Raw genomic sequence first — 25,378 nt, 5'->3', positions numbered from 1 at the left:
GCACTGCCGTGAACATGAAGAAGCCGGCCGTCATGGCCACCCTCGCGATCAGCGCCCTCGCCCTCGCCGCGCCCGCCCACGCCGCCCCCGAGCCGGACGGCACCTTCGGCAGCGGGGTCAACGCCGCCAACAACTGGAACTTCACCGCGGGAGCCGTCTGCCGGGCGGAGGTCGCCGTCGTGCCCGTCCTCGGGGACTGGGTCGGCGACCAGGTCGACAACTGCTCCAACGGCAACGTCGTCGAGCGCCCGCAGCCCTAGTCATCGGGTCTGCGATGCCTCGACACCCCCATCTGCGGAGAGGTCACTGCCAGGTGGCGGTGACCTCGCGGGTGTCGACGCGCATGCCGAGCGGCACCCGCCAGGAGTCCACGCAGACCGTGTACGTCTGGGTGCGGGCCGTCCCGGCGGCGAGGGGGGCGGGGAGGGGCTGACTGGACCGGATGGTCGCCCAGTCGACGCCGAGGGCGCCGATGACGTGTGTGGCGAAGGAGACGGTGCCCGAACGGACCGCTGTGCCACCGGTGTTGCGAATGGTGACGGTGACGTTCTCGCACCAGCGCCGGTCGGTGTCGGTGAGCACGGGCGCGGAGAGGGTGAGCGCGGCGGGGGCGGTCGGGGTGGTGGACGGCGGTGTCGTCGCCGAGGGGGCCGAGGGCGGTGGTGAGGGTCTTGTGACGGGCGTGCGGGGTGGGGGCGGGGTCCCTTCGGCGGCAGGGGGCGCCGTCGCCGCGGCGCCGCCCGGGCGGCCCGGCGCCCTCGGAGCCGTACCGCTCGGAGCCGTATCGGCCGTGGAGGGTCTCGGCGACGGGCGGGACGTGCTGGACGTCTGTCCGGGGTCGGTGGGCTTCGCCGGGTCCAGGGGGACCAGGGTGACCGATCCGGACGGTGGGACCGCGCCTTTCTGGTCGGGGCCGGAGCCGGCGCCGACCGCCGCGTATCCGTCGCCGTCGTCGCCCGCTCCGCACGCGGTCAGCGCTCCGCCGAGGCAGAGCGCGACCACCACGAGTCCCGGTCGCTTCCATCGCCGCATGGACATGGTCGTCAGTGTGACTGACGGGTCGTCAGCAAGGAAGCGAAACGGGGGAACTCGCCCTCGGAGGGCCCCGCTCAGTCCGCGATCAGGCCCTCGCGGAGCTGGGCCAGGGTGCGGGTGAGCAGCCGGGAGACGTGCATCTGCGAGATGCCGACCTCCTCGCCGATCTGCGACTGGGTCATGTTGGCGAAGAAGCGGAGCATGATGATCTGCCGCTCACGGGGCGGGAGTTTGGCGAGCAGCGGCTTCAGCGACTCGCGGTACTCGACGCCTTCCAGGGCCGTGTCCTCGTAGCCGAGGCGGTCGGCCAGGGAGCCTTCGCCGCCGTCGTCCTCGGGGGAGGGGGAGTCGAGCGAGGAGGCGGTGTACGCGTTGCCGACGGCGAGGCCGTCGACCACGTCCTCCTCCGACACCCCGAGCACCGCGGCGAGTTCGGGCACGGTCGGGGAGCGGTCGAGCTTCTGGGCGAGCTCGTCGCTGGCCTTGGTGAGGGCGAGGCGCAGCTCCTGGAGGCGGCGCGGCACGCGGACGGACCACGAGGTGTCGCGGAAGAAGCGCTTGATCTCGCCGACGACGGTCGGCATCGCGAACGTCGGGAATTCCACGCCCCGTTCGCAGTCGAAGCGGTCGATCGCCTTGATCAGGCCGATGGTGCCGACCTGGACGATGTCCTCCATCGGCTCGTTGCGGGAGCGGAAGCGGGCCGCCGCGTACCGCACGAGGGGGAGGTTGAGCTCGATGAGGGTGTCGCGGACGTAGGTCCGCTCCGGGCTGTCCGCGGCGGCGCCCTCGTCGTCCAGGGCGCGCAGGCGCAGGAACAGGGAGCGGGAGAGGGTGCGGGTGTCGAGGGCCTCGGGCGCGACGGGCGGCGGGGCGGCGGCGAGCGTGGCGTCCTGGTCGGTCTCCGGCGCGGCGGTGTCGGCCACCATGGCGGTGTCGATGGCGGGGACGGTGTCGATGGCGGTCGCCGTGGCCGTGACGGACGCGGTGGCCGTCGCCGTGCCGTGCGGGCCTTCGGCGCTCTCCGCGGCGGTCGGCGCCGTCGTCTGCGTGGGCATGGGCGTGAGCGTGAGCACCTTCGAGCTGCCCTGATCTGCGGACATGCCACCCCCTTGAGGTCGCGGACGGTCGTGGCGGCCACGACCATCTGAGGAACGCAGCCTCCACCTGAATACCGGCAGCGGGGCTGCGGCAAACGCGCTCTCAGCAGAATGTCACATGTCGGCAACACGCTGTAGTGACTTGTCGACACAACGGCGGTGAATATCCGCAGGAAACAAGGGGTGTACGGCTTTTGGGACGGCTGAAAACTGCTCCGAACCGGTCTACCCGATCAAGCTACGCCTCGATCCGATTTGCGGATCTCAGACGGGCGAAGCTCCGGGCGAGGAGCCTTGACACATGCATCTGGGAGACCCCGAGCTCCTGGCTGATCTGGGACTGGGTCAGGTTGCTGTAGTAACGCAGCATCAGGATCCGCTGCTCGCGCTCGGGGAGCTGGACCAGCAGGTGCCGTACGAGATCGCGGTGCTCGACGCCCGCGAGCGCGGGGTCCTCGTAGCCGAGCCGGTCGAGCAGTCCGGGCAGCCCGTCGCCCTCCTGGGCCGCCTCCAGGGAGGTGGCGTGGTAAGAGCGGCCGGCCTCGATGCAGGCGAGCACCTCGTCCTCGCCGATCTTGAGGCGTTCGGCGATCTCGGCGGTCGTCGGGGAGCGGCCGTGGGCGGTGGTGAGGTCCTCGGTGGCGCCGTTGACCTGCACCCACAGCTCGTGGAGGCGGCGGGGGACGTGCACGGTGCGGACGTTGTCGCGGAAGTAGCGCTTGATCTCGCCCACGACCGTCGGCATGGCGAAGGTGGGGAACTGCACGCCCCGGTCGGGGTCGAAGCGGTCGATGGCGTTGATCAGGCCGATCGTGCCGACCTGGACGACGTCCTCCATCGGCTCGTTGCGGCTGCGGAAGCGGGCGGCGGCGTACCGCACGAGGGGCAGGTTGGCCTCGATCAGGGCCCCGCGGACGCGGTGGTGCTCGGGGGTGCCCGGCTCCAGGTTCTTGAGCTGGCCGAAGAGCACCTGGGTCAGGGCGCGGGTGTCGGCGCCGCGGGTGCTCTGGGGGCGTGGGCGGGGCGTGTCGGGGGTGGTCCCGGCCTCGTTCTGGGGCGGGACCTGAGGCGCTGTACTGGCCGGCACGTTCACGCCACCCCTTCTCGTCAACTTCGGTCGACTCATCCGTCAAAAGCGGTCATAGCATCACAAGACATGTCCACTGTGTGCAAGCACCGCATAACTACGTGTTGAGGGGGAAGTTGGGCAGCAAAAACCCCGAGGCCTGCGCGTTCGTGGCGCGCGGCCCCGGGGTGAAGCCGGGTTCGGCCGGGGTTCAGCCGATGGGGAAGGGCTCAGCCCTGGAACTCGTAGTCGGCGATCACCCACGTGGCGAACTCGCGCCACTGGGCGACGCCCGCCTGGTGGGCCGGGTGCTCGAGGTAGCGCTGGAGGGCGTCCTTGTCCTCGACGGCCGAGTTGATGGCGAAGTCGTACGCGATCGGCCGGTCCGTGATGTTCCAGTCGCACTCCCAGAACCTCAGCTCCGGGATCTGCGAACCGAGCGCGCGGAAGGCCTCCACGCCGGCGATCACTCGGGGCTCGTCGCGCCGGACGCCGTCGTTGAGCTTGAAGAGGACCAGATGGCGGATCACGGCGGTACTCCCGGAAGTGCTGGGTCGTCGTCCTAGGGGCGGTTGCGTGTCGTCCTAGTTGACGAGTTCGGTCATGAACTGGCCGACGCCTTGAGCGGCGCTCGATATGCCCTCGAACCCTACCTGGACGAGATCCGCCGCCCGGGCGGGGGACGTGATGATCGTGTACAGCACAAAGACCACGACCGCGTAGAGCGCGATCTTCTTCGCCTGAGCCATGCTTCCGCCCTCCCCGGCCCTCCTCGGCCTCCCCGGTCGCGTGAGTCTAACCGAGCCTTTATGGACCAAGGGCCCGGCGATCGGGGTCTTTTGCCGCCCCCCGGACGGGTGACGGGCGCGCAGTATGGATGTCGAGCCCGGCGGATCTGGCAGGAATCCGCGGGGCTGAGGAACCGGCCCTCACTGCGGGGTCCGCGCCGCGAGCTTCCCCCCTGACCGCGGCGCAGGACTGGCAGGACCGGTTCTCATCGGGGGGAGCGGCTTGTCCCCCCGATGCCGCTCCCCCCGGCCACCACATGAAAGAAGAAGGCCCGGTGCGATGCACCGGGCCTTCTCTCTGGCGGTAGCGGAGGGATTTGAACCCTCGGTGACTTGCGCCACACTCGCTTTCGAGGCGAGCTCCTTCGGCCGCTCGGACACGCTACCGAGAGAGAGCTTAGCCCAAAGGTGCCCGTGGACTGAAATCCGTATGTCCGGGCAGGTCAGCGGCCGCGTCAGCGGTCACGGAAGAAGCGGGTCAACTGCTGTGAGCACTCCGCTTCGAGGACGCCGTGGATCACCTCGGGCCGGTGGTTGAGCCGCCGGTCGCGGACGAGGTCCCAGAGGGAGCCGGTCGCGCCCGCCTTCTCGTCGAAGGCGCCGAACACCACCCGTTCGACCCGCGCCTGTACGAGCGCGCCCGCGCACATCACGCAGGGTTCCAGGGTCACGACGAGCGTGCAGCCGGTCAGCCGCCACTCGCCCCTCGCCGCGGCGGCCCGGCGCAGCGCGAGGACCTCGGCGTGGGCGGTGGGGTCGCCGGTCGCCTCCCGCTCGTTGTGGCCGCGGGCGAGGACCGTGCCGTCCGGGCCGAGCACGACCGCGCCGACCGGTACGTCACCGGCCAGCGCGGCCTCGTCCGCCTCGGCGAGGGCCAGCCGCATCGGGTCCCGCCAGGGGTCCCGTACGGGATCGGGGTCGGGGTCGGTGAGGGGGTCGGGACCGGTGATGGGGTCGGGGCCGGTGAGGGGATCGGGGGCGGGATCGGGGGCGGGCCCGGACGAGTCCGGGCCCCGTACGGCGAGGGGCACTAGCGCACGGTCTCCAGGATGTCCGAGGCGCCGATCGCGTCCGCGATCTCCCCGAGGGCGTCGGCGTCGGCCTGCAGGCCGAGGAGCTGCTTCTCGGTCAGGCCGAGGTCGGCCAGGACCTGCACGTCGCCGAGCGGTCCCACCGGCACGATGCCGGTCGTGGCCACCACGTCGTCGTCCTCGTCCTCGTCCGTCTCCGGCTCGCCGTCCTCGGTGCCGTCCAGGTCGACCAGTTCGTCCAGGTCGTCGTCCCGGTCGTCGTCGCCGAGGAGCTCGGAGGTGAGGATCTCCCCGTACGAGGAACGGGCCGCGGCCGCCGCGTTGGAGACGAAGATCCGGGGGTCGTCCTCGCCGTCGACGCGGACGAGGGCGAACCACTCCTCCTCCTGCTCGATGAAGACGATCACCGTGTCTCCGTCGTCGGCTGCGGACTCGCGGGCCAGATCGGCCAGGTCCGCCAGCGTCTCCACATTGTCGAGCTCTGTATCGCTCGCTTCCCACCCGTCTTCGGTGCGCGCGAGCAGTGCGGCGAAGTACACCTGACTCTCCCACTGATCAGAGGTGTGATGATCCGGCGGCGCGCTCCTGATGCCCCGCCCAATCGGCATCGTGACAGAAACCCGGGCTCCAGGAGAGGTCTTCGGCTGTTGCGTCGTGCATCAGTCTGAACGACACCGCGATCGGGCGGGCGTGCGACCCCGGCGCACACAGGGGGCGCACAGCCGGGAGGGGGCGGAGCCCCTTGGCCGTACGGCGCGGGTCACCACGGGAAGATCACCACCGGAAGGTCCGCATGCGCATCGCCTGCCGCATCCGGGCCGCCCGGGCGCGCCGCGGCTGGACGCGGTCGCGCAGCGCCTTGGCCTCGTTCAGCTCGCGCAGGAACTGGGCGCGGCGCCTGCGGCGCTCCGCGTCGGTCTCCTGCTCCTCGCGTCCCTGACGGGGCTCCTCCCTTGCCGAGGTCGCCTCGCCGGGCTTTTTGTCCAGGTCGTCGGGCATAGGCCACACCACCCCATGACTGGGTACCTGTGTCCCCACCTTCCCTCCACGGCGTGGGTTGACGCCAGTCCCGGCTACTGTTGAGCCATGCGTCTCCACGTCGTCGATCACCCGCTGGTCGCCCACAAGCTCACCACGCTGCGCGACAAGCGCACGGACTCCCCGACCTTCCGCCGGCTCGCCGACGAGCTGGTCACCCTGCTGGCCTACGAGGCGACCAGGGACGTGCGCACCGAGCAGGTCGACATCGAGACCCCCGTCACGTCGACGACCGGCGTGAAGCTGTCGCACCCGCGGCCTCTGGTGGTCCCGATCCTGCGGGCCGGCCTCGGCATGCTCGACGGCATGGTGCGGCTGCTCCCGACCGCCGAGGTCGGCTTCCTCGGCATGATCCGCAACGAGGAGACGCTGGAGGCGTCCACCTACGCGACGCGGATGCCGGAGGACCTGTCGGGCCGACAGGTGTACGTCCTGGACCCGATGCTCGCGACCGGCGGCACGCTGGTGGCGGCGATCCAGGAGCTGATCAAGCGCGGTGCGGACGACGTGACCGCGGTCGTGCTGCTCGCCGCCCCGGAGGGCGTCGAGATCATGGAGCGCGAGCTGGCGGGCACGCCGGTGACGGTCGTGACGGCCTCGGTCGACGAGCGGCTCAACGAGAGCGGCTACATCGTGCCGGGCCTGGGCGACGCGGGCGACCGCATGTACGGCACGGCCGGCTAGTTCCTCCCCGTCTCCGGCCCCCCGGCGCCCGGCCCCCCGGCCACAGCGGGTGGCCGGAGGCCGCGAGGTGTTCAGCAGCGGCCCGGGACCGGCTTCGGCTTGTTGAGCGCGATCAGCGCCGCGTCCGCCGCCGCCTTCGGGTCGAGGGTCTTGAAGGCCGTACCGATGATCAGGTCGACGTCCGCCGTGGTGCGGGCGTCGACCTTCGTCGTGGCGCCCTTCAGCTGCGTGCCGACGACCGAGAAGATGCCCTTGGAGGCTCCGGGGGCGCCGAGCCACAGGCCGGTGCCGGGGACCTTCTTGTCGTAGGCGGCGGGGGCGTTCCCGACCTTGCCGATGACGAAGCCGCGCTTCTTCAGCTCGTCAGCGGTCGTCTTCGCGAGGCCGCTGCGCGGCGTCGCGTTGTAGACGTTGACCGTGATCTGGGCGGGCTTGGGAAGCGCGCCGGCGGGCTGCCCGGTCGCCTTCGGGGCCGGCTTGCAGTCGCCGCGCCGGCCGGCGGCGGTGGTGGTCCTCCCGTCGCCGCCGGTGAAGACGTCGACGAGCTGGAACGTTCCCCAGCCGGCCGCGCCGAGCACGAGCACGGCGGCCGCGGCCCCGAGGACGATCCTGCGCCGGCGGTGGGGGCGGCGCATGCGCGGGTAGACATCCCCCGTGATGCGGTATTTTCCGCCCATTCCGGGGGGAGTGAGCATGCTCATGAGCGCAGCGTAATGCCGCCCGTGGGTGATGCCTACTGGATGATCATGTGATCGCGTCCGGATGGGGGTGAAAGGGCCCCGAAAGGATCACGGGGGCTCCCGGAGGGGTTTCGACGGGAGATCCCCGAAGGGGTTCAGGCTGCCCCAAGGAGTTCGGGAGCCCCGAAGGGGTCAGTCGAGTTCCAGTACGCGGGCGTGCAGCACCTGGCGCTGCTGGAGCGCGGCACGGACCGCGCGGTGCAGTCCGTCCTCCAGGTAGAGATCGCCCTGCCACTTCACGACATGCGCGAAGAGGTCGCCGTAGAAGGTGGAGTCCTCGGCGAGCAGCGTCTCCAGGTCCAGCTGGCCCTTGGTCGTCACCAGCTGATCGAGGCGGACCGGGCGCGGTGCCACGTCCGCCCACTGCCGGGTGCTTTCCCGGCCGTGGTCGGGATACGGCCGGCCGTTTCCGATGCGCTTGAAGATCACACGGAAAGCCTACCGGGCAAGCGGCTCCCGGCGCAGCCACGCGGACCCGGTGCGATGCTGGGTCAAACCGGGATCAATCAGTACGCAAGCGGGACAGGGGTCCGTCATGAGTGTGAGTGAGCAGCCCTCGGACGGCCCCGCGACGGAGCCCTGGGCGGAGATCGCCGCGGGGTACGCCTTCGACGGACCGGCACTCGATCTGGGGGCGCTGCTCTGGGACGGCACGTGTCACCCGGACGCGCGGGTCCGTATCCCGCTGCCGGTGCTCAACCGGCACGGTCTGGTCGCCGGCGCGACCGGCACCGGCAAGACCAAGACGCTGCAGCTGATCGCCGAGCAGCTGTCGGCGCAGGGCGTGCCCGTCTTCCTCGCCGACATCAAGGGCGACGTCTCCGGCATCTCCGCCCCGGGCGAGGACGGCGCGAGGGTCCGCGAGCGGGCCGGGCAGGTCGGGCAGGAGTGGACGGCGACGGGATTCCCCTGCGAGTTCTACGGGCTCGGCGGGACGGGGACCGGGCCCACCGGTGCCGGGGTGACCGGTGCCGGCGCGACCGGCGCCGGGCCCGCCGCCGCCGGCATTCCGATCCGCGCCACCGTCACCGGCTTCGGGCCGCTGCTGCTGTCCAAGGTGCTCGGGCTCAACCGGACCCAGGAGCAGTCGCTCGGCCTGATCTTCCACTACGCGGACGGCAAGGGCCTGGAGCTGGTCGACCTGAAGGACCTGCGGGCGGTGGTGGCCTTCCTCGTCTCCGATCTCGGCAGGCCCGAGTTGAAGGGGATCGGCGGTCTGTCGACGGTCACCGCCGGGGTGATCCTGCGGGCGATCACCGCGTTCGAGCAGCAGGGCGCGGGCGGGTTCTTCGGGGAGCCGGAGTTCGACACGGCCGAGTTCCTGCGCACGGCCCCCGACGGGCGCGGCATCGTCTCCGTACTGGAGCTGCCGGCCGTGCAGGACAAGCCGCAGCTGTTCTCCACCTTCCTGATGTGGCTGCTCGCGGATCTGTACGGCGATCTGCCGGAGGTCGGCGATCTCGACAAGCCCAAGCTGGTCTTCTTCTTCGACGAGGCGCATCTGCTCTTCAACGGGGCGTCGAAGGCGTTCCTGGAGTCGATCACCCAGACGGTGCGGCTCATCCGTTCCAAGGGCGTCGGGGTCTTCTTCGTGACCCAGACGCCGAAGGACGTGCCGGCCGATGTGCTCGCCCAGCTCGGCAACCGGGTCCAGCACGCGCTGCGGGCGTTCACCCCGGACGACGCGAAGGCGCTGAAGGCGACCGTGCGGACCTTCCCGAACTCGGCGTACGACCTGGAGGAGGTGCTGACCGGGCTCGGCACGGGCGAGGCGGTGATCACCGTCCTGAGCGAGAGGGGCGCTCCGACACCGGTGGCGGCCACCCGCCTTCGCGCGCCGGAGTCGCTGATGGGGCCGGTCCCGGCGGCCGACCTGGAGGCGGCGGTGAAGGGCTCGGCGCTGTACGGGCGGTACGCGGAGGCGGTGGACCGCGAGTCGGCGTACGAGAGGCTGACGGCCGAGCAGCGGGCGGCGGAGGAGGCGGCCGAGCAGGCCGCGGCGCGTGCCGCGGAGGAGCGGGACGAGGTGAGCGGACGGGAGACCGAACGGCACAGGGCACGGGACAGGGAACGGGAGAGGGCTCCCCGCCGGAAGGAGGAGCCCTCGCTCGCCGAACAGGTCGTCGGCAGTGGTCTGTTCACGTCCCTCGCGCGGTCGATCGGCACCCAGCTGGGCCGGGAGATCTCCCGCTCGGTCTTCGGGACGGCCCGCCGGAGGCGGTGACGCCGGCCCGACGGCGCGGGAGGTGACTACTCGGTGACCTCGTGGTGGTCCTCGTGCAGACCGCCGCCGCTGCCCGCGTCACCGGTGGTCGGGACGGACACGACCGGCTTCTTCAGGGAGCTGATGTCGTGGGCGTAGGTGCCGAGGGCGTTGGCGATGACGTCGATGTTGATGTCGAACGCGGTCATGTTGATGTTGCTGAGGTCGTCGCCCTTGGCGTGGTAGTTCACGTCGTACGCGACCCCCGCCTCGCCGCCGAACTTCGCCGCCTGACCGGCCGTCTTGATGCCCTCGGCGCCGGTGAAGGTGCCGCCGGAGGGGATGCCGACGGCGATGAACGGGCCGTAGTCCGAGCGGCCGGTGAAGTCGGTGCCCTCGTGCGGGTTTCCGCGCCCGTCGAGGAAGTCGTTGATGTCGCGCTCCAGCTGGGCGGAGCCCTCGGGGCCCGCGCCCGCGCCGACGCCGTCGGAGTTGTCGCCGTCGTAGACGAACTGCCCGTAGTTCGGCGAGGCGATCATGTCGAAGTTCAGGTAGAGCTTGATCTCCTTCTTGCCGAGCTCCGACAGGGTGTCGACGTAGTGCTCGGAGCCGAGCAGACCGACCTCCTCGGCCGACCACCAGGCGAAGCGGACCTTGTTGCGGACCTTGTCCTTCGACTCGGCGAGCTCCAGGGCGGCCTGGAGGAGGCCGGCGGATCCGGAGCCGTTGTCGTTGATGCCGGGGCCCGCGGTCACGGAGTCGAGGTGGGAGCCGAGCACGATGGTGTTGGCGGCGTTGCCGCCCTTGGTCTCCGCGATGACGTTGTTGGTGGTCCGCTTCTCCTGGAGCTGGCGGATCTCGAAGGAGAGGTTCACCGGGCCCTTGGCGAGGTCGGCGAGCAGCTTCTCGCCCTCGTCCTTGGTGATGCCGCCGGTCGGGATCTTTCCGGCCGCCGGGTCGCCGAGGGTGCCGGAGAGGATGCCGTCGGCGTTGTTGAAGACGATGGCACCGGCGGCGCCGGCCGCGGCGGCGTTCTGCTGCTTGACGGCGAAGGCGCAGCCGCCGCGCTTGATCAGCGCGATCTTGCCGGTGAAGGTGCCGGAGGCGAAGTCGCCGGGCTCGCAGCCGCTGGTGCCGTCGGCGTCGACCGGGACGGCGGCGAGCTCGGCCTTGATGCCGCCGACGGGGGTGGACTTGGTGTAGGTCATCGCCCGGATCGCCAGCTCGCGGGCGGCGGGGGAGAGGACGGCGGCCTTCTCGGCGAGCGTCTCGGTGTAGACGAAGTCGAACTTCTGGTACGTGACGGCGTAGCCGGCCTTCTTCATCCGGCTGTACACGTACGCGGCGGAGGCGTCGTGGCCGAGGGACCCGGCGGCGCGGTGCCCGCCGGCCGAGTCGGCTATCGCCTGGAACTTCTGCAGGTGCTTGTAGGCGTCCTGGGCGGACGTCTCGCGGACCAGCTTCCTCGCCAGCTTGGCGGCGTCGCGGGCCTGCGCGGCCCCCGGATCGGGGGTGGCGGTGGCGGGCGCGGCGAGCACCAGCGGGGTGGCGAGTGCGGCGGCGGCCAGAACGGCGGCGGCTCTGCGCTGGGATGCGTTCACAGAAGTCCTTCCCGATGCGTACGAGGATGAGGGGAAGTTAGCGATCGCCGGGGCCCTCTGGGAACACATCTCGCACAATTCCTGTCGGCTTGAACAGGATTGACATCAGGCGTTGTCAATTCTCGGTCGGTTTGGTGGTTTTCTCGGCTTTGGCGGCTTTCGCGGCGGCCTTCATCTCCTGCTTGTGGGCCCGCACCTTCGCCAGGGACTCGGGCCCGGTGATGTCGGCCGCCGAGCGGTGGCAGTTCTGCTCGCCGTACGGGCCCGCCGCCTCACGCCAGCCCTCCGGCCGCACCCCGTACTGCTTGCCCAGCAGCGCCAGGAAGATCTGCGCCTTCTGCTTGCCGAAGCCCGGCAGCGCCTGCAGGCGGGCGAGGAGCTCCTTCCCCGTCGCCGCGTCCGACCAGACCGCCTCGGCGTCGCCGCCGTACTCGTCCACCAGGAACCGGCACAGCTGCTGGATCCGCTGGGCCATGGACCCCGGATAGCGGTGCACGGCCGGCTTCTCGGAGAGCAGCGCGGCGAAGCCCTCCGGATCCCGGGACGCGATCTCGTGCGCGTCCAGGTCGTCGTGGCCCATGCGGGTCGCGATCGTGTACGGGCCGGAGAACGCCCACTCCATCGGCACCTGCTGGTCGAGGAGCATGCCGACCAGCGCGGCGAGCGGGGAGCGGCCGAGGAGCGCGTCGGCCTCGGGTTGCTGGGCGAGATGGATCACGGGGCTCATGTATCGATGATCCCGCCGGGGCGCAGGCGCCGCCCGGTGGCTCACCCTTTCGCGCCTCTCGCGGCCTCCTCCTCCCCGAAACGGGCGAGGGCACCCATGACGAGACGCCTGGTCTCGCCGCCGCCGAGGTGGCCGGCACTCTCCACCACGTGCAGCTCGGCGTCCGGCCAGGCGCGGGCCAGCTCCCAGGCGGTGATCAGCGGGCCGCCCATGTCGAGCCAGCCGTGGATCAGGACGCCCGGGATCCCGGCGAGCCGGTGCGCGTCCCTGATCAGGGCGCCCTCCTCCAGGAAGGCGCCGTGGGCGAAGTAGTGCGAGCAGATCCGGACGAACCCGAGCCGGGCGTCGTCGACCCGGTCGGTGTACGGAGTGCCCTGGCCCTCCATCGACAGGACGGCGTCCTCCCAGGCGCACCAGTCGGCCGCCGCCTTCTCCCGTACGGCACGGTCGGGGTGGTTCATCCGGGCCGCGTACGCCCCGACCGGGTCCTCCGCGTGGTCGACGCCCGCCCGGAAACGTTCGTGCGCCTCCGGGAAGAAGCGGCCGACCCCCTCGTACAGCCAGGCCGTCTCCGAGCGGCGCGTGGTCGTCACGGCCGTGATGACGATCTCGGTGACCCGCTCGGGGTAGGCCTCCGCGTAGGCCAGGATCAGGGTGGACCCCCAGGACCCGCCGTAGAGCAGCCAGCGGTCGATCCCCAGGTGGGTGCGCAGGCGCTCCATGTCGGCGATCAGGTGGGCGGTGGTGTTCACCGCCATGTCGGCGGCCGGGTCGCTCGCGTGCGGGGTCGAGCGGCCGCAGCCGCGCTGGTCGAAGAGGACGACCCGGTAGACCTCCGGGTCGAACAGCCGGGGCGAGTTCGGGGAGGACCCGGAGCCGGGGCCGCCGTGCACGACGAGGGCGGGCCTGCCGGCCGGGTTGCCGTACACGGCCCAGTGGACGCGGTTGCCGTCGCCGACGTCGAGCATGCCCTCGTCGTACGGCTCGATCTCGGGGAAACGGTCAGGGAAAAGGTCGGGGAGACGGTCAGGGCGCTCGGGGAGGGGTGCGCTGGTCATCCGGCCGACGCTAGTGGCCGCCGGTCACCCGTGTCGCCGGGTTTTCGCACCAGGCGAGCACGGAGGGCCAGGGCCCGTAGCCGCCGTGCTCGGGGTTGAGGTGCCCGCCGCCCGGGACGTGGTCCATGTCGAGCCCGAGCGGCACGCCGTAGTGCGTGTCGGCGCCCTCGGGGCAGTACGGGTCCCCGTCCCCGAACACCAGCCGGGCCCGCAGCCCGCGCTCGGTGAGGTCGAGGCCGTCGGCGAAGGCGGCGATCTCGGGGATGGACGCGGTCACGGCCGGCGAGGGCGGAGCGACGAGCAGCACCCGGTCCGCCTCGGGCCGCCGCGCGCCCGCGCGCAGCCACAGCAGCACGGAGAGACTGTGCGCCAGCACGACGAACTCCCCGTCCTCCCCGTCCCCGGACCGCTTCCCGTGCTCCTCCAGCGCGTCCAGCCACCGCTCCAACTCCGGAGCGTCCGCCTCCGGCAACTGCGGATACCGCACCTCGTGCCCGCGCTCGCGCAGCTCCGCGGCGAGCCAGTGCTGCCAGTGGCCGGCCGGACGATGGTTCTGGAACCCGTGCAGGATGAGGTAGGTGGTCACGTCACCGATCTTGGGGCCGGGCGGGGGCGGGGTCCAGGGTAGTTTCGAGGGATGGACGGCTTACGGGGACTGCGGGAGTTCGGCGCGGCGCTGGCAGGGGTGCGGCTGGTCGGCCTCGGCGAATCGACGCACGGCACGGCGGAGTTCTTCCGCCTGAAGCACCGGCTGGTGCGATACCTGGTCACGGAGCACGGCTTTCGCACCTTCGCGATGGAGGCGAGCGCCTCGGCCGCGCCCGCGGTGGACGCGTACGTACGGGGCCGGGGCGAGCCGGGCGACGGCGCCGCGGTCCTCGGCGGGCTCGGCTTCTGGACCTGGCGCACCCGCGAGGTCCTGGACCTGCTGGAGTGGCTGAGGGCCTACAACCGGGGGCGGTCACCGGCCGAGCAGGTCGGCTTCGCGGGGATCGACCCGCAGCGCTGCGGGGTGTCGGTGGCGCACTTCGGGGACCGGGCCGGGGCGCTCGCGGTGCTGGCGGACGCGCAGCCGGGTTCCCTGCCGGAGCGTCGGGCCGAGCTGACGGAGGCGGCACGGGCGCTGGCCGAGGGCCTCTTCGACCCGGAGGACGTACGGCACGCGCGGATGCTCGTACGGGTCGCGGACGTGGTCACGCGGCCACGGCAGGAGCTGTTCGGGGTGCGGGACGGCTACATGGCGGACGCGGTCGACGAGCTGCTCGCCACCACCGACGCCGGGGTCGCGCTGTGGGCCCACAACGGCCATGTGGCCGTAAGGGACGGGGTGATGGGCGGCCTGCTGCGGGAACGGCACGGCTCCGCGTACTACGCGCTCGGCCTCTTCTTCGGCGAGGGTGCCTTCCGGGCCCGCCGGATGTGGCCGGGGCCCTGGGGCCCGCGCCTGCGGCGCCCCTCGCCCGTCGCCGTCAACCGCGTCGGCCCGCCGCCGCCCGGTTCGCTGGAGGCCCGGCTCGCGGACCGGGGCGAGCACCTCCGCGACCTGAGGGCCGCGCCGGAGCCCTGGGGCGGGGAATCGCTCGGATCCCGCTCGTACGGCGCGTACGTGTCCCGGGGCTTCTACCGCCGGAACGTCATGCCGACGGTGCCGGGGGAGGAGTACGACGGCCTGGCGTACGTCCCGGTGTCGACGCCGTCCACGCCGCTCTAGCTCTCGGTGGGCTGCTTGAGGGTGAGCAGCTGGCGGATGCCCGCCTTCAGGTCCTCGGCCGAGAGCTGCTGCTCCTGGGACAGGTGGTGCATCAGGCTCGGGGAGAACGGAGCCAGGAGGAGGTGGGCGAGGAGAGGGGCGTTGGTGGTGGGGCGGGCGTGGGAGATCAGCAGGGTCAGGTGGGTGTGCATCGCGAGGTAGGCGCCGCTGGTGTAGCGCGCGGTGGGCGCGGCGGTCTGGGCGGCGAGGAGGATCTCGCGCTGTTCGACGACCCGGTCGACGAGCGCGTCGAGGAAGGCGTCCAGGCGCTCTGCCGCCGGCGCGCCGGGGCCCAGGGGCGGCGGACCGCTGAGGTACGCCTCCTGGAACTGGCGCTCGCGGTCGTCGAGGAGTGCCCACAGCAGCTGGGAGACGTCGCCGAAGCGACGGTAGACCGTTCCGACGCCGATGCCGCTGGCGTGGGCGACCTGGTTCATGGTGACGGCCTCGGGGCCGTCCTCGGCGACGATCCGGGCGGCGGCGTCGAGGATCTTGCGGCGGTTGCGGGCGGCGTCGGCGCGCTCGGGGGCGGGGCCGCCGACGGTCGGCAGCAGGCTGAGCAGGGGCGTGGGCGCGGGTGTGGGAGCGGGCGCGTCGACCGGTCGGTCGCCGCGGTCGCTGCCGCTGCTGCCACCGGTGCTGGTGCCGGTGCCGGTGGCGGTGCCGGTTCCTGTCTGCCGTTTCCTCGTGCTGCTCATGTGCCGTCGCCTGCCTTTCGCGCGCTCCCCCTCCTGACCTGAGCATACCCACCCCCCTTGCTAAACGGATAGGTGTCCGCTTACCTTGGTTCTCGTTGAAGCGGAAAGTAATCCGGTTTTCAGGAGGGCTCGTCATGTCCGTCAAGGTCGCCGTCATCTACTACTCGGCCACGGGGAACGTCCACCAGCTCGCCCAGGCCGTCGCGGAGGGCGCCGAGAAGGCCGGCGCCGAGGTCCGGCTCCGCCGGGTCCCCGAGCTCGCCCCCGACGCGGCCATCGACTCCAACCCCGCCTGGCGCGAGCACGTCGACGCCACCGCCGACGCGGTCGAGGTCGCCACCCTCGACGACCTGGAGTGGGCGGACGCGTACGCGCTCGGCTCGCCGACCCGCTTCGGCAACGTCGCCGCCCAGCTGAAGCAGTTCATCGACACCTCCGGCGGCCTGTGGAACCAGGGCGTGATGGCCGACAAGCCCGCCACCGCCTTCACCAGCGCGTACAACCTGCACGGCGGCAACGAGTCGACGCTGCTCGCCCTCTACAACACCTTCCACCACTGGGGCTCGGTCATCGTCTCCCCCGGCTTCACCGACCAGACCGTCTACGCCGCCGGCGGCAACCCCTACGGCACCGCCCACCCCGGCGCCAACGGCGCCCCCGCGGAGAACGTCCTGGCCGCCGCCCGCTACCAGGGCGAGCGCCTCACCAGGATCGCCAAGCGTCTGAAGGGCCTCGCGGTCGACTGACCCCGCCCGAGACCGACCCGAACCGCCCCCGTGGCCCCCGGCATGACGATGCCGGGGGCCACGGTGCGTTTGTGGAAGAGGGGCTCCGGGCGTGGGGGGCGATGTGGACCGGTGGCCGTCGGCGTCAACGCGCCGGCGGCGCCGCTCGCCCGTCCCGGTGGCGCCGGGTCACTCGACCGGGCGGTCTCGCGCCCCTTCGCGCGAGCGCCGGCGGACGGCCGGGAACTATGCCAGGGACAGGAAGAGCTTCTCCAGGCGGGCCCGCATCTGGTCGCGGTCCTCGCCGTTCTTCCGGGCGTCCTCCACGTCCGTCAGGCACTGCTGGAGGCCGGTCGCGATGATCGCGAAGCCGGCCCGGTCGAGGGCCCGGGAGGCGGCGGCCAGCTGGGTCACGACCTCCTCGCAGTCGCGGCCCTCCTCGATCATGCGGATGACCCCGGAGATCTGCCCCTGCGCTCGCCGCAGCCGGTTCAGCACGGCCTTCAGCTCGGCGCCCGCGAGATCCAGTTCCACGATCACTCCTCCACAGATACCCCGGGGGGTAATTTACTCCCCGCCATGGGGTTCGTCTCCGTACGCGTCCAAGGATGTCACCTGCCATGAACACGCCCTCGTCGCTCGACGCCGACCAGGCCCACGCCCGCCTCGGCGAGCTGACCGTCGTCGATGTCCGCACCCCCGCCGAGTACGCCGGCGGCCACCTGCCCGGCGCGCTGAACGTGCCGCTCGACCGCCTCGACCGGGCCGTGCCCGACCTGGAGGAGGCCGCGGCCCGCGGCTCGCTGCTCGTGGTCTGCCAGTCCGGCGGCCGCTCCGCCGCCGCCTGCGGCCGGCTCGCCGCGCGGGGCGTCGCCGCGATCGACCTCGCCGGTGGCACGAGCGGCTGGGCGGCCCGTGGATACGCCCTGGAGCGCCCGGCCGGCGCCCCGGCCCGTGTCCCGTGGGCGATGGACCGCCAGGTCCGGCTGGTCGCGGGCTCGCTGGTCCTGCTCGGGCTGCTGCTCGGGGTGTTCGTGCACCCCGCCCTGCAACTGCTCGCCGCGGCGGTCGCGGGCGGCCTCGTCTTCTCGGCGCTCACGAACACCTGCGCCATGGCGGTGCTGCTCGGGAAGCTCCCGTACAACCAAGCGGGCGCGGGCGCGGGGGTCGGTGCTCGTGACGGTGCGGCGCCGGTACGGGACGGGCGTCAGGAGGCGTAACGACGCAGGAACATCTCCACGCCGTCCGTGAGGAGCCGCTCGCTCAGGTCGTCGCCGAGCTCGGCCCCGTACTGGTCGAAGACCATCTGCGGGAAGACCAGCAGCGAGTAGAGCTGGAGGACCGCGACCTCCAGGTCGGGGATCTCCAGGAGCCCCCGGTCCGCGAGGGTGCGCAGGGCGCCGGCGACGGCCGGGTGGTGGCCGGCCGGGCCGTATTCGCGCCAGGCGCGGCCCAGTTCGGGGAAGCGGTGGGCCTCCGTGGCGACGAGGGTGCGCAGGGCGCGGCCCTCTTCGTCGGCGCGTACGGCCAGGAGCCAGGCGCGGCCGGTGTCGGTGAGCGCGGTCTTGAGGCCCGCCGCGTCCGTCGCCGCGGCGAGGCGGCCGAGGTCGGGGCCGCCGGTCCCCATGCCGCCGGGGTCGCCCCCCGCCTCGTTTCCCGCCTCGGCTCCCGGCTTGCCCAGGGGATCGTCGAGGGCGCCGGCGACGACGGCCGTGAAGAGGGCCTCCTTGCTGCCGAAGTGGTTGTAGACGGTCACCTTGGAGACGCCGGCCTCGGCGGCGATGGCGTCCATGCCGACCCCGAAGCCCTCACGGAGGAAGAGGGCGCGGGCGGCCCGCACGATGGCCTGGCGTTTGCGGGCGGCGCGGGCCCCGCTGGGTGCGGCCTTCACGGCGTCGGTCGTCATGGTGCCCAGCCTACCGCTGCAACTGAACTGCACCGTTGAGTTCATGTGTACTGTGCCGTACAGTTCAGTTATGACGGCCCCTTCGGACGCTCACGTCCTCACCCCTGCCCACAGCCATGTCCACACCCCCGGACCCGCTCTCCCCCGCCGCTGGACGGCCCTCGCGCTGCTCTGCACCGCGCAGTTCATGCTGGTCCTCGACGTCATCGTCGTGAACGTGGCGCTGCCCGCCATCGCCGAGGACCTCGACCTCGGCCGTACCGCCCTGACCTGGGTGGTCACCGCGTACACCCTCTGCTTCGGCGGTCTGATGCTCCTCGGCGGCCGGCTCTCCGACGCCCTCGGCGCCCGCCGCCTCCTCCTCGCCGGACTCGCCCTCTTCACCGCCGCGTCCCTGCTCTGCGGCCTCGCGCCGAACGGCGGCCTGCTCATCGGCGGCCGGATCGCCCAAGGCGTCGGCGCGGCGCTGCTCTCCCCGGCCGCGCTCGCGCTCCTGACCACGCTCTTCCACGGCCCCGAACGCCCCCGGGCCCTCGGTGTCTGGGCCGCCATCGGCGGCACCGGCTCGGCCGTCGGCGTCCTGCTCGGCGGCGCGCTCACCGACGGCCCCGGCTGGTCCTGGATCTTCTTCCTCAACGTGCCCGTCGGCCTGGCCCTGTCGGCCGCCCTGCCCCGGATCCTGCCGGCCACGGCATCCCGCCCGGCGCGGCTCGACGTCCCCGGCGCCCTGCTCGTCACCGCCGCGACCGGCTCCCTCGTCTACGGCCTGGTCCGCGCCGGCGACACCGGTTGGACCTCCGCCGCCGCCCTGCTCCCGCTGCTCGCCGCACCCGTCCTTTACGGACTGTTCGCGGCGGTGGAGAAGGCCGCCCCCTCGCCGCTGATGGACCCGCGCATGCTCACCCGGCGCCCGGTCGTCGCGGGCTCACTGCTGATGCTGGTCGCCACCGGCCTGCTGATCTCCTTCTTCTTCCTCGGCTCGGCCCTGCTCCAGCACGTCCACCAGCTCTCCGCCCTCCGCACCGGCCTGCTCTTCCTCCCGGTCGCCCTCGCCACCGTCATCGGGGCCCACCTCGCCTCCCGCCTGATCGTCACCGTCGGCCCCCGACCCCTGGCCACCGCCGGCGCGGCCGTGACCGCCCTCGCCCTGCTCCCCCTCGCCCTCCTCCCCGCAGACGCCGGCCCCTGGACCACCCTGATGCCGGCCCTCTCCGTCGCCGCCCTCGGCCTCGGCGCCGTCTTCGTCACCGCCACCACCACCGCCCTCGGCCTGACCGCCCCCCACGAGGCCGGTCTCGCCTCCGGCATCGTCAACACCAGCCACGAACTCGGCGGCACCCTCGGCGTCGCCGCCGTCTCCACCCTCGCCGCCCCGGCCCTCGAAGGCCCCGACCCCACCACCTTCACGACCGCCTTCACCCTCCTCACCACCACGGCCGCCCTCACGACCCTCCTCGCCCCCGCCCTCATCCCCAGGGGCACCCCCCACCTGACGGGCGGCCCGCACGCCCATTGAGCGCGTTCCCCGCGCCGGGCGGTGGCGGTCACCCGCGTCACTCCGACAGGCGGGCCGCGCGGGTCTGGAGGTAGCGCCGTTCCGGGAGGCTCTGGGTGGAGCGGGCGGCGGTGCGGTAGGCGTCGGCGGCGGCCGCGTGGGCGCCGGTGCGTTCGAGGAGGTGGGCGCGGACGGCGGGGAGGCGGTGGGAGTGGGGGAAGCGGGGCTCGAGGGCGGTCAGGGCGGTCAGGCCCGCCTCCGGTCCCTCGACCATCGCGAGGGCGACGACGCGGCCGAGCTCGGCCATCGGGTCGTCGGGGGTCTTCGTGAGGAGGACGTCGTAGAGGGCGAGGATCTGGGGCCAGTCGGTGGTGTCGGGGCCCGTGGCCTCGTCGTGGAGGGCGGCGATCGCGGCCTGGAGCTGGTACGGGCCGGGCGGGCCCTCGGTGAGGGCCTCCTCGACCAGGGCGGTGCCCTCGGCGATCGCCGCCCGGTCCCAGAGCGTGCGGTCCTGCTCGTCGAGGGGGACCAGCTCGCCGTCGGGCCCCGTGCGGGCCGCGCTGCGGGCCTCGGTCAGCAGCATCAGCGCCAGCAGGCCCGTCACCGCGCCCTCCCGCGGCAGCAGCCGACGGGCCGCCCGGGTCAGGCGGATCGCCTCGCGGGCGAGGTCGGCGCGGTGGAGCGCGGGCCCGGACGTGGCCGTGTAGCCCTCGTTGAAGATCAGGTACAGCACCTGGAGCACCGAGGCGAGGCGCGCGTCCCGGTCCTCCGCGCCCGTCGGGTGGAAGGGGTGGTCGGCCCCGGCCGCGCGCAGCCTCGCCTTCGCCCGGCTGATCCGCTGCGCCACCGTCGCCTCCGGCACCAGGAAGGCGCGGGCGATCTCCGCCGTCGTCAGACCGCCCACCGCGCGCAGCGTCAGCGCGATCCGGCCGGCGGGTGGGAGCACCGGGTCGCAGCACAGGAAGAGCAGGGTGAGCGTGTCGTCATCGGCGGGCGCCGCCCGGACCTCGCGCGGTGCGAGCCGCAGCGCCGTCTCCTCGCGCCGCGCCCGTGCCTCCTCCGACCGCAGCGCGTCCGTGAGGCGCCGGGACGCCACCCGGATCAGCCAGCCGCGCGGATTGGCCGGCAGCCCCTCCCGGGGCCACTGCGCGGCCGCCGCGAGCAGCGCCTCCTGTACGGCGTCCTCGGCGGCGTCGAAATGCCCGTACCGGCGCACGAGCGCGCCGAGGACCTGCGGCGCGTGCTGCCGCAGCAGGTCCTCGACGGTGGCCTCCCGCCCGTAGAAGCCGGTGCGCTCCTGCCCGTGGGGGTGCCCGTAAGGGGCGGGGCTCTCCTGCCCGTAGGGGGTGGCGGTGCCCTTCCGCCCGTACGGGACGGTGCCCTCCCGCCCGTACGGATCGGTGCCCTCCTGCCCGTACGGGACGGGGTCCTGCCCGTACGGGACGGTCAACCGAGCTCGCTCCCGCCCAGCTCGCTGCCGCCCGCCTCGTCGATCGGGCGGATCACCACCGGGTAGACCGGCGCGCCGGCCGGCTGCGGGCACTGCGCGACCCGCGCCGCGATCTCGGTCACCCGCTCCAGGCTCTCGCAGTCGAGCACCCAGTACCCGGCGAGCACCTCCTTCGTCTCCCCGTACGGCCCGTCGGTGACGACCGGTCGTCCGTCGGCGTCGGCGGTCACGAACCGGGTCCTGGCCGGCTCGACGAGCCCCTGCCCGTCGATGAACTCGCCGCTCTCCGACAGGTCGTCGTTGATCGCGTTCATGTAGGCGAACATCGCCCTGAGGTCCTGCTCGTTCCACGCGGGGCTGTGCGCGTTGCCCTTGCCGTTCATGGCGTCGTAGTCGGCCTGCGCGCCCTGCACCATCACCAGGTACTTCATGACGTCCTCCTGTGCCGGTGTAGCGGTTCGTTCGTCCGTGCCGGTTCTTTCACAGGAGACGTCGGAGCCGGTCCGCGATTCTCGACACTCAGCCCGATCCCACCCGGAGGAAGGAACGGTCCCGCTCGCCGACCCGCCCGCGCGGCCCCGCCGCCCGCAGGACGACATCGAGCACGTCGGCCGGATCGGCCGCGTAGCAGTGCGCGAACCACGCCATGTTCGCCTCCACCACCGCCCACCCGGCCTCCTCCGTCAGGCCGACGTCCACGACCACCGCGCTCGGCAGCGTGCCGCCCGCCGCCGCGAGCAGCTGCGCCCCGAAGCGGAGGGCGTCCGGCGCCACCGGACCCGGGTCGAGGCGCCCGTACGAGAGGTAGCGGCTGCCTGCCACCACCCGCCCGTCCAGGACGAACAGCCGGTACTCGGTCGCGAACGTCACCGGCTTCGAGACCAGCACCGGCGTGTCCCCGGGCAGGTCGTACGGCAGCCGCCCGCCGTCCTCGTACACGGCGGGCGGGAAGGACTTGTCGACCGGCGGCTTCACGAACGCCGGCCGCGCCGCCAGCTCCCGGCGGGCCGCCGCGAGCGTCGTCAGCGTGACGCGGCGCCCGGTGAACTCCCCCGGCAGCTCCGCGAGCCAGCCGCCCGACGGCTCCAGGAGCCCGAGCCCGAGCCGCCCCGCGATCCGGTCGGCGAGCAGCGGGCCGCCGTACCAGTGCGGTGCCTCGTCCGGCCGTACGACCGTCTCCGGCGGCCCGTCGAGCACCCGGACGGCGAGACCGCGGCGGCCGGCGGCCTCGGCGAGGAGGAGGGCGGTGGAGGTGCGCTGGGCGGAGATCAGCAGGACGTCGGATCGGGGCGAAGGACGCTCGGAGGCGGTGGGGAGCCCGGTGGTGCGGTCGGTCGCGGCGGCGTCGGTCATGGCGGCGTCGGTCATGGCGGCGTCGGTCATGGGGCGGACAGTTCCTTCTCCAGCGGCGTACGGAAGCGGGGCGTGACGCGGACCTCGCCCACCCAGGCGGCCAGTCGGGCGACCTCCGCCTCCACGGCCTGGACGGCGTCCCGGCCCAGGCCCTCGTCGAGCAGTCGCCACACGATCCCGCCGTCCGGCCGCTGCGCCCAGCCGCCCACGATCCGGCCGTTCCACCACACGGTCGGCCCGATGTTGCCGCTGCGGTCGAAGAGCGCGGGGCGGTGGGCCGGGTCCAGGTACCAGTCGCGGGCCTGCCAGCCCATCGCCGTGGGGTCGAGGGCGGGCAGCAGCGCCGCCCACGGCTCGCTCGCGTCCGGTGCGGTGACGGGTTCGAGGTCGTCGGGCAGCACATGACCGGGGCCCTCGTCCAGGGCGACCTCGGCCGCGCCGACGGCGGCCAGCGCCCGGCGGACGTCCGTCACCTTCCAGCCCGTCCACCACTTCAGGTCGGCCTCCGTCGCCGGGCCGTACGCGGCCAGCCAGTGCCGCACCAGCTCCGACTGCGCCTCGGGTAGCGGGAGTTCGGGGTGCGGCGGGACCAGCGCCCAGCGGAACCGGCTCGACGTCCAGCCGCCCTGCGGCCGGCCCCGGGCGATCCGGCCCTCCATGCCGAGCACCCGCAGCACCCGGCTGGACACCGACTGGGGCCCCTCGTGGTTGGTGCCGACCCCGTACACGTACTGCGATCGCAACCGCGGCACGGCCGCGCCCAGTTCGGTCCCCGTCGCCTCGCCGCGCTCCTCCAGCACGGCGATGATCTGGCGCTCGGTCTCGGCGAGCCAGGCCGCGTCGAAGTCACTGCCCGCCGCCAAGTGCTTCAGGAGCATGGCGCGTTCGCGTGCGGCGACCGCGTCGGCGGTGGAGGAGTGGACGGCGGCGGCGAGACCGGTGGGCACGACGAAGACGGTGTGCCGCATGCCGTGCATACGGGTCAGCGTCCGGTCCTCGTACAGCGCCCGCTCCACGTCCGCGACGGGGTCCCCGCCCGGGGCGAGCCGCGCACCCGCGGCGAGGAACACGGTCGCCGCGTCCGTCGCGTGCAGCGCCACCAGCGCCCCGGCGACCTCTTCCGCCGTCGTCGCCCGCGCGGCGGGGGCCAGGCGGTGGCGCAGGGCGAGGCGGGCCCTGCGTTCGTCGGAACCGATCGCTCTCTTGTCTCCCATGGGTCAAGGATGACCTGACCGGAGAGGAAGTCCGCCACCGCGCCCGGACGTCCGCAGGTCAGGGCCCTGGTCGGCGGGGAGGCGGCTAGACCTGGTGCGCGCGGACGAGGCGGGCGAGTTGCCGCCCCACCACGTGGAGGGGTTCCTCGCTGCGGGTGACCTGGGCGGTGACTTCGGCGCCTTCCAGGGCGGAGATGACGGTGATCGCCAGTTCCCGGGCGCTCTCGGCGGGGAAGCCGCAGCGCAGCAGCTTGTCGCGGACCAGTTGCTCCCAGGCGCGCAGTGCGTCGGCGCACGCCTGCTGGATCTCCGAGTCGGTGCCGAGCGTCTCCAGGGCCGCCGCCGTGACCGGGCAGCCGTCGATCCAGCCCGACTCGCGCAGTTCGTCGGCGAGTTGCCGGGCGCAGGCGATCACCGCCTCCGCCGGGTCGTCCTCGCCGTCCAGTGCCGTCCGCAGGAGCGTCGCGAAGTCCTCGGTGCCGCGCTTGATCGCGGCGACCGCGACGGCCTCCTTGCCGCCCGGGAAGAAGTGGTAGACGGAGCCGAGGGTGGCCTGCGCCTCCTGGGCGATCTGCTTGATTCCCGTGCCGACGTAGCCCTGCCGCTGCAGCAGGCGCGATGCGGCGACGACGATCCGGTCCCGTGTGCTGGTCTCCATGCGGCCACAGTATCGGCCCACTGAGTAGAGCGTTCGTTCTAGAGCTGTGCTACGTTCTCGTCGTGCTCTAAATAGAGCGTTCGTTTTAGTGAGGGGTGGAGATCTCCATGAGCAACGGCAGCAGCACCGAGCGGCAGCGGCAGTCGGTCACCGTCATCGGCCTCGGCCCGATGGGACAGGCCATGGCCGGCGCCTTCCTCGACCGCGGATACGACGTCACCGTCTGGAACCGCACCGCGTCGCGCGCGGACGCCCTGGTCGCGCGCGGGGCGGTGCTCGCGCCGACCGTGGCGGAGGCCCTCGCCGCCCATGAGCTGGTGATCCTCAGCCTCACGGACTACGACGCCATGTACGCCACGCTCGGGGCCGCCGAATCCGCGCTGACCGGCCGGGTCCTGGTGAACCTCAGCTCGGACACACCGGAGAAGGCCAGGGCCGCGGCCCGCTGGGCAGCCGAGCGGGGCGCCGTCCAGCTGACCGGCGGCGTCACCGTGCCGCCCTCCGGCATCGGGCAGGCCGAATCGTCGACGTTCTACAGCGGCCCGCGTGAGGTCTTCGACCGGCACCGGCCCGCGCTCGAGGTCATCACCGGGCGGACCGACCACCGGGGCGAGGACCCGGGGCTCGCCGCGCTCATGTACCAGATCGGCATGGTCATGTTCTGGACCTCGATGCTGAGCTACTGGCAGGCCGTCGCCCTCGCCGACGCCAACGGCCTGAGCGCGGCGGACGTCCTCCCGCACGCCGTGGAGACGGCGAACTCGCTCCCCGGGTTCCTCTCCTTCTACGCCGAACGCGTCGACGCCGGCCGGCACACCGGCGACGTGGACCGCCTCGCCATGGGCATGGCCAGCGTCGAACACGTCCTGCACACCAACGCGGACGCCGGAGTCGACACCACCCTCCCGGCCACGATCGTCGAACTCTTCCGCCGCGGCATGGACACCGGCCACGCCGCCGACAGCTTCTCCTCCCTGGTCGAGCTGATGAAGAAGGCCGAGGCGTAGCCCCGCCACCGAGGCCCTGGCCCAGCTCGGCCTCGGCTCCGCGCCGCCCGA

General features: G+C 72.8%; 30 protein-coding genes and 1 tRNA gene. 8 read left to right on the top strand and 23 right to left on the bottom strand.

What is annotated here, in order from left to right:
- The first annotated feature begins 14 nt into the window (after positions 1–14).
- A complete protein-coding gene (locus ACFY7C_RS25625) occupies positions 15–260 on the top strand; it encodes a hypothetical protein (protein WP_389654657.1) in 246 nt (81 codons plus the stop codon).
- A 43-nt stretch (positions 261–303) separates the two neighbouring features.
- Here ACFY7C_RS25625 and ACFY7C_RS25620 read toward each other — a convergent pair whose 3' ends face one another.
- The 9 genes from ACFY7C_RS25620 to ACFY7C_RS25580 all read right to left on the bottom strand — a co-directional run bounded on the left by ACFY7C_RS25620 (position 304) and on the right by ACFY7C_RS25580 (position 6,019).
- Positions 304–1,038 (bottom strand): hypothetical protein, encoded by a 735-nt coding sequence (locus ACFY7C_RS25620; RefSeq protein ID WP_389654656.1) that lies wholly within the window; start codon positions 1,036–1,038, stop codon positions 304–306.
- 71 nt (positions 1,039–1,109) lie between these two features.
- Positions 1,110–2,138 (bottom strand): RNA polymerase sigma factor SigF, encoded by a 1,029-nt coding sequence (locus tag ACFY7C_RS25615; RefSeq protein ID WP_389654654.1) that lies wholly within the window; start codon positions 2,136–2,138, stop codon positions 1,110–1,112.
- A gap of 235 nt (positions 2,139–2,373) precedes the next feature.
- Positions 2,374–3,222: an RNA polymerase sigma factor SigF gene (locus ACFY7C_RS25610; RefSeq protein ID WP_389654652.1), complete on the bottom strand. Its 849-nt coding sequence runs from the start codon at positions 3,220–3,222 to the stop codon at positions 2,374–2,376.
- 209 nt (positions 3,223–3,431) lie between these two features.
- Entirely contained in the window at positions 3,432–3,731 is a 300-nt protein-coding gene (locus tag ACFY7C_RS25605) for a Dabb family protein (protein WP_389654650.1), read from the bottom strand.
- A 54-nt stretch (positions 3,732–3,785) separates the two neighbouring features.
- Complete coding sequence (locus tag ACFY7C_RS25600) at positions 3,786–3,950, bottom strand: hypothetical protein (RefSeq protein ID WP_164986384.1); 165 nt, start codon at positions 3,948–3,950, stop codon at positions 3,786–3,788.
- A gap of 338 nt (positions 3,951–4,288) precedes the next feature.
- A tRNA-Ser gene (locus ACFY7C_RS25595) sits at positions 4,289–4,376 on the bottom strand.
- 68 nt (positions 4,377–4,444) lie between these two features.
- Positions 4,445–4,873, bottom strand: a complete 429-nt coding sequence (gene tadA / locus ACFY7C_RS25590; protein ID WP_389655644.1) for a tRNA adenosine(34) deaminase TadA — start codon at positions 4,871–4,873, stop codon at positions 4,445–4,447.
- 146 nt (positions 4,874–5,019) lie between these two features.
- A complete protein-coding gene (locus ACFY7C_RS25585) occupies positions 5,020–5,559 on the bottom strand; it encodes a hypothetical protein (RefSeq protein WP_389654648.1) in 540 nt (179 codons plus the stop codon).
- A 235-nt stretch (positions 5,560–5,794) separates the two neighbouring features.
- Entirely contained in the window at positions 5,795–6,019 is a 225-nt protein-coding gene (locus tag ACFY7C_RS25580; RefSeq protein ID WP_389654646.1) for a hypothetical protein, read from the bottom strand.
- Between the two features lie 87 nt (positions 6,020–6,106).
- Here ACFY7C_RS25580 and upp point away from each other — a divergent pair, with 87 nt between their 5' ends.
- Entirely contained in the window at positions 6,107–6,742 is a 636-nt protein-coding gene (gene upp, locus ACFY7C_RS25575; RefSeq protein ID WP_389654644.1) for a uracil phosphoribosyltransferase, read from the top strand.
- Positions 6,743–6,813: 71 nt separating this feature from the next.
- Here the strand turns inward: upp and ACFY7C_RS25570 are convergent, their stop codons facing one another.
- The gene (locus ACFY7C_RS25570; protein WP_389654642.1) at positions 6,814–7,443 is read right to left on the bottom strand and encodes a LytR C-terminal domain-containing protein; all 630 of its coding nucleotides are present in this window, start codon (positions 7,441–7,443) and stop codon (positions 6,814–6,816) included.
- A 171-nt stretch (positions 7,444–7,614) separates the two neighbouring features.
- Positions 7,615–7,911, bottom strand: a complete 297-nt coding sequence (locus ACFY7C_RS25565) for a type II toxin-antitoxin system VapB family antitoxin (RefSeq protein WP_003999914.1) — start codon at positions 7,909–7,911, stop codon at positions 7,615–7,617.
- 106 nt (positions 7,912–8,017) lie between these two features.
- Here ACFY7C_RS25565 and ACFY7C_RS25560 point away from each other — a divergent pair, with 106 nt between their 5' ends.
- Positions 8,018–9,706, top strand: coding sequence for a helicase HerA-like domain-containing protein (locus ACFY7C_RS25560; protein WP_389654640.1), 1,689 nt, complete (start codon positions 8,018–8,020; stop codon positions 9,704–9,706).
- A 26-nt stretch (positions 9,707–9,732) separates the two neighbouring features.
- Here the strand turns inward: ACFY7C_RS25560 and ACFY7C_RS25555 are convergent, their stop codons facing one another.
- The 4 genes from ACFY7C_RS25555 to ACFY7C_RS25540 all read right to left on the bottom strand — a co-directional run bounded on the left by ACFY7C_RS25555 (position 9,733) and on the right by ACFY7C_RS25540 (position 13,657).
- Complete coding sequence (locus ACFY7C_RS25555; protein WP_389654638.1) at positions 9,733–11,286, bottom strand: M28 family metallopeptidase; 1,554 nt, start codon at positions 11,284–11,286, stop codon at positions 9,733–9,735.
- Between the two features lie 115 nt (positions 11,287–11,401).
- Positions 11,402–12,013 (bottom strand): HhH-GPD-type base excision DNA repair protein, encoded by a 612-nt coding sequence (locus ACFY7C_RS25550; protein WP_389654636.1) that lies wholly within the window; start codon positions 12,011–12,013, stop codon positions 11,402–11,404.
- Positions 12,014–12,054: 41 nt separating this feature from the next.
- Positions 12,055–13,071, bottom strand: coding sequence for a prolyl aminopeptidase (gene pip / locus ACFY7C_RS25545; RefSeq protein WP_389654634.1), 1,017 nt, complete (start codon positions 13,069–13,071; stop codon positions 12,055–12,057).
- Positions 13,072–13,081: 10 nt separating this feature from the next.
- A complete protein-coding gene (locus ACFY7C_RS25540) occupies positions 13,082–13,657 on the bottom strand; it encodes an RBBP9/YdeN family alpha/beta hydrolase (protein ID WP_389654632.1) in 576 nt (191 codons plus the stop codon).
- A gap of 51 nt (positions 13,658–13,708) precedes the next feature.
- On the opposite strand from ACFY7C_RS25540, the gene ACFY7C_RS25535 reads away from it, so the two are divergent.
- A complete protein-coding gene (locus ACFY7C_RS25535) occupies positions 13,709–14,782 on the top strand; it encodes an erythromycin esterase family protein (protein ID WP_389654630.1) in 1,074 nt (357 codons plus the stop codon).
- On the opposite strand, the gene ACFY7C_RS25530 is transcribed toward ACFY7C_RS25535, so the two are convergent.
- The gene (locus ACFY7C_RS25530; RefSeq protein WP_389654628.1) at positions 14,779–15,519 is read right to left on the bottom strand and encodes a TetR/AcrR family transcriptional regulator; all 741 of its coding nucleotides are present in this window, start codon (positions 15,517–15,519) and stop codon (positions 14,779–14,781) included. The two genes, ACFY7C_RS25535 and ACFY7C_RS25530, sit on opposite strands and share 4 nt — an antisense overlap.
- A gap of 134 nt (positions 15,520–15,653) precedes the next feature.
- Between ACFY7C_RS25530 and wrbA the strand changes: the two genes are divergently transcribed.
- Positions 15,654–16,265, top strand: coding sequence for an NAD(P)H:quinone oxidoreductase (gene wrbA / locus ACFY7C_RS25525; protein ID WP_389654626.1), 612 nt, complete (start codon positions 15,654–15,656; stop codon positions 16,263–16,265).
- A gap of 225 nt (positions 16,266–16,490) precedes the next feature.
- Here wrbA and ACFY7C_RS25520 read toward each other — a convergent pair whose 3' ends face one another.
- The gene (locus tag ACFY7C_RS25520; protein ID WP_389654624.1) at positions 16,491–16,778 is read right to left on the bottom strand and encodes a metal-sensitive transcriptional regulator; all 288 of its coding nucleotides are present in this window, start codon (positions 16,776–16,778) and stop codon (positions 16,491–16,493) included.
- 86 nt (positions 16,779–16,864) lie between these two features.
- Here ACFY7C_RS25520 and ACFY7C_RS25515 point away from each other — a divergent pair, with 86 nt between their 5' ends.
- A complete protein-coding gene (locus ACFY7C_RS25515) occupies positions 16,865–17,464 on the top strand; it encodes a rhodanese-like domain-containing protein (protein WP_389654622.1) in 600 nt (199 codons plus the stop codon).
- Here ACFY7C_RS25515 and ACFY7C_RS25510 read toward each other — a convergent pair.
- Entirely contained in the window at positions 17,452–18,150 is a 699-nt protein-coding gene (locus tag ACFY7C_RS25510; RefSeq protein WP_389654620.1) for a TetR/AcrR family transcriptional regulator, read from the bottom strand. The genes ACFY7C_RS25515 and ACFY7C_RS25510 overlap by 13 nt on opposite strands.
- 70 nt (positions 18,151–18,220) lie before the next feature.
- Here ACFY7C_RS25510 and ACFY7C_RS25505 point away from each other — a divergent pair, with 70 nt between their 5' ends.
- On the top strand, positions 18,221–19,666 hold the full coding sequence (locus ACFY7C_RS25505; RefSeq protein WP_389654618.1) for an MFS transporter: 1,446 nt from the start codon (positions 18,221–18,223) through the stop codon (positions 19,664–19,666).
- Positions 19,667–19,703: 37 nt separating this feature from the next.
- Here the strand turns inward: ACFY7C_RS25505 and ACFY7C_RS25500 are convergent, their stop codons facing one another.
- The 5 genes from ACFY7C_RS25500 to ACFY7C_RS25480 form a co-directional block, all read right to left on the bottom strand.
- Positions 19,704–20,900 carry an RNA polymerase sigma factor gene (locus tag ACFY7C_RS25500; protein WP_389655642.1) on the bottom strand — a complete coding sequence of 399 codons (1,197 nt, stop codon included), beginning with the start codon at positions 20,898–20,900 and terminating at the stop codon, positions 19,704–19,706.
- A gap of 191 nt (positions 20,901–21,091) precedes the next feature.
- Entirely contained in the window at positions 21,092–21,526 is a 435-nt protein-coding gene (locus ACFY7C_RS25495; protein ID WP_389654616.1) for a YciI family protein, read from the bottom strand.
- Positions 21,527–21,614: 88 nt separating this feature from the next.
- Entirely contained in the window at positions 21,615–22,478 is an 864-nt protein-coding gene (locus tag ACFY7C_RS25490) for an ATP-grasp domain-containing protein (protein WP_389654614.1), read from the bottom strand.
- On the bottom strand, positions 22,475–23,662 hold the full coding sequence (locus tag ACFY7C_RS25485) for a winged helix DNA-binding domain-containing protein (protein WP_389654612.1): 1,188 nt from the start codon (positions 23,660–23,662) through the stop codon (positions 22,475–22,477). Before ACFY7C_RS25485 ends, ACFY7C_RS25490 begins: the two co-directional genes overlap by 4 nt.
- Positions 23,663–23,747: 85 nt before the next feature.
- Entirely contained in the window at positions 23,748–24,320 is a 573-nt protein-coding gene (locus ACFY7C_RS25480) for a TetR/AcrR family transcriptional regulator (RefSeq protein WP_389654610.1), read from the bottom strand.
- Between the two features lie 107 nt (positions 24,321–24,427).
- Here ACFY7C_RS25480 and ACFY7C_RS25475 point away from each other — a divergent pair, with 107 nt between their 5' ends.
- The gene (locus ACFY7C_RS25475; RefSeq protein WP_389654608.1) at positions 24,428–25,327 is read left to right on the top strand and encodes an NAD(P)-dependent oxidoreductase; all 900 of its coding nucleotides are present in this window, start codon (positions 24,428–24,430) and stop codon (positions 25,325–25,327) included.
- Positions 25,328–25,378: the final 51 nt, after the last annotated feature.

This window comes from Streptomyces sp. NPDC012769, from assembly GCF_042901205.1.
Classification (GTDB): Bacteria; Actinomycetota; Actinomycetes; order Streptomycetales; family Streptomycetaceae; genus Streptomyces.
This window is presented reverse-complemented; position numbering and strand designations above follow the sequence as displayed.

Excerpts from the sequence above, each read along its gene's own strand:
- ACFY7C_RS25560 (WP_389654640.1), top strand. The coding sequence starts at position 8,018 with ATGAGTGTGAGTGAGCAGCCCTCGGACGGCCCCGCGACGGAGCCCTGG.
- ACFY7C_RS25490 (WP_389654614.1), bottom strand. The coding sequence starts at position 22,478 with ATGACCGACGCCGCCATGACCGACGCCGCCATGACCGACGCCGCCGCG.
- tadA (WP_389655644.1), bottom strand. The coding sequence starts at position 4,873 with ATGCGGCTGGCCCTCGCCGAGGCGGACGAGGCCGCGCTGGCCGGTGAC.
- ACFY7C_RS25495 (WP_389654616.1), bottom strand. The coding sequence starts at position 21,526 with ATGAAGTACCTGGTGATGGTGCAGGGCGCGCAGGCCGACTACGACGCC.
- ACFY7C_RS25480 (WP_389654610.1), bottom strand. The coding sequence starts at position 24,320 with ATGGAGACCAGCACACGGGACCGGATCGTCGTCGCCGCATCGCGCCTG.
- ACFY7C_RS25580 (WP_389654646.1), bottom strand. The coding sequence starts at position 6,019 with ATGCCCGACGACCTGGACAAAAAGCCCGGCGAGGCGACCTCGGCAAGG.
- pip (WP_389654634.1), bottom strand. The coding sequence starts at position 13,071 with ATGACCAGCGCACCCCTCCCCGAGCGCCCTGACCGTCTCCCCGACCTT.
- ACFY7C_RS25530 (WP_389654628.1), bottom strand. The coding sequence starts at position 15,519 with ATGAGCAGCACGAGGAAACGGCAGACAGGAACCGGCACCGCCACCGGC.
- ACFY7C_RS25620 (WP_389654656.1), bottom strand. The coding sequence starts at position 1,038 with ATGTCCATGCGGCGATGGAAGCGACCGGGACTCGTGGTGGTCGCGCTC.
- ACFY7C_RS25550 (WP_389654636.1), bottom strand. The coding sequence starts at position 12,013 with ATGAGCCCCGTGATCCATCTCGCCCAGCAACCCGAGGCCGACGCGCTC.
- ACFY7C_RS25505 (WP_389654618.1), top strand. The coding sequence starts at position 18,221 with ATGACGGCCCCTTCGGACGCTCACGTCCTCACCCCTGCCCACAGCCAT.
- ACFY7C_RS25475 (WP_389654608.1), top strand. The coding sequence starts at position 24,428 with ATGAGCAACGGCAGCAGCACCGAGCGGCAGCGGCAGTCGGTCACCGTC.
- ACFY7C_RS25570 (WP_389654642.1), bottom strand. The coding sequence starts at position 7,443 with ATGAGCATGCTCACTCCCCCCGGAATGGGCGGAAAATACCGCATCACG.
- upp (WP_389654644.1), top strand. The coding sequence starts at position 6,107 with ATGCGTCTCCACGTCGTCGATCACCCGCTGGTCGCCCACAAGCTCACC.
- ACFY7C_RS25510 (WP_389654620.1), bottom strand. The coding sequence starts at position 18,150 with ATGACGACCGACGCCGTGAAGGCCGCACCCAGCGGGGCCCGCGCCGCC.
- ACFY7C_RS25485 (WP_389654612.1), bottom strand. The coding sequence starts at position 23,662 with ATGGGAGACAAGAGAGCGATCGGTTCCGACGAACGCAGGGCCCGCCTC.
- ACFY7C_RS25600 (WP_164986384.1), bottom strand. The coding sequence starts at position 3,950 with ATGGCTCAGGCGAAGAAGATCGCGCTCTACGCGGTCGTGGTCTTTGTG.
- ACFY7C_RS25535 (WP_389654630.1), top strand. The coding sequence starts at position 13,709 with ATGGACGGCTTACGGGGACTGCGGGAGTTCGGCGCGGCGCTGGCAGGG.
- ACFY7C_RS25615 (WP_389654654.1), bottom strand. The coding sequence starts at position 2,138 with ATGTCCGCAGATCAGGGCAGCTCGAAGGTGCTCACGCTCACGCCCATG.
- wrbA (WP_389654626.1), top strand. The coding sequence starts at position 15,654 with ATGTCCGTCAAGGTCGCCGTCATCTACTACTCGGCCACGGGGAACGTC.
- ACFY7C_RS25625 (WP_389654657.1), top strand. The coding sequence starts at position 15 with ATGAAGAAGCCGGCCGTCATGGCCACCCTCGCGATCAGCGCCCTCGCC.
- ACFY7C_RS25515 (WP_389654622.1), top strand. The coding sequence starts at position 16,865 with ATGAACACGCCCTCGTCGCTCGACGCCGACCAGGCCCACGCCCGCCTC.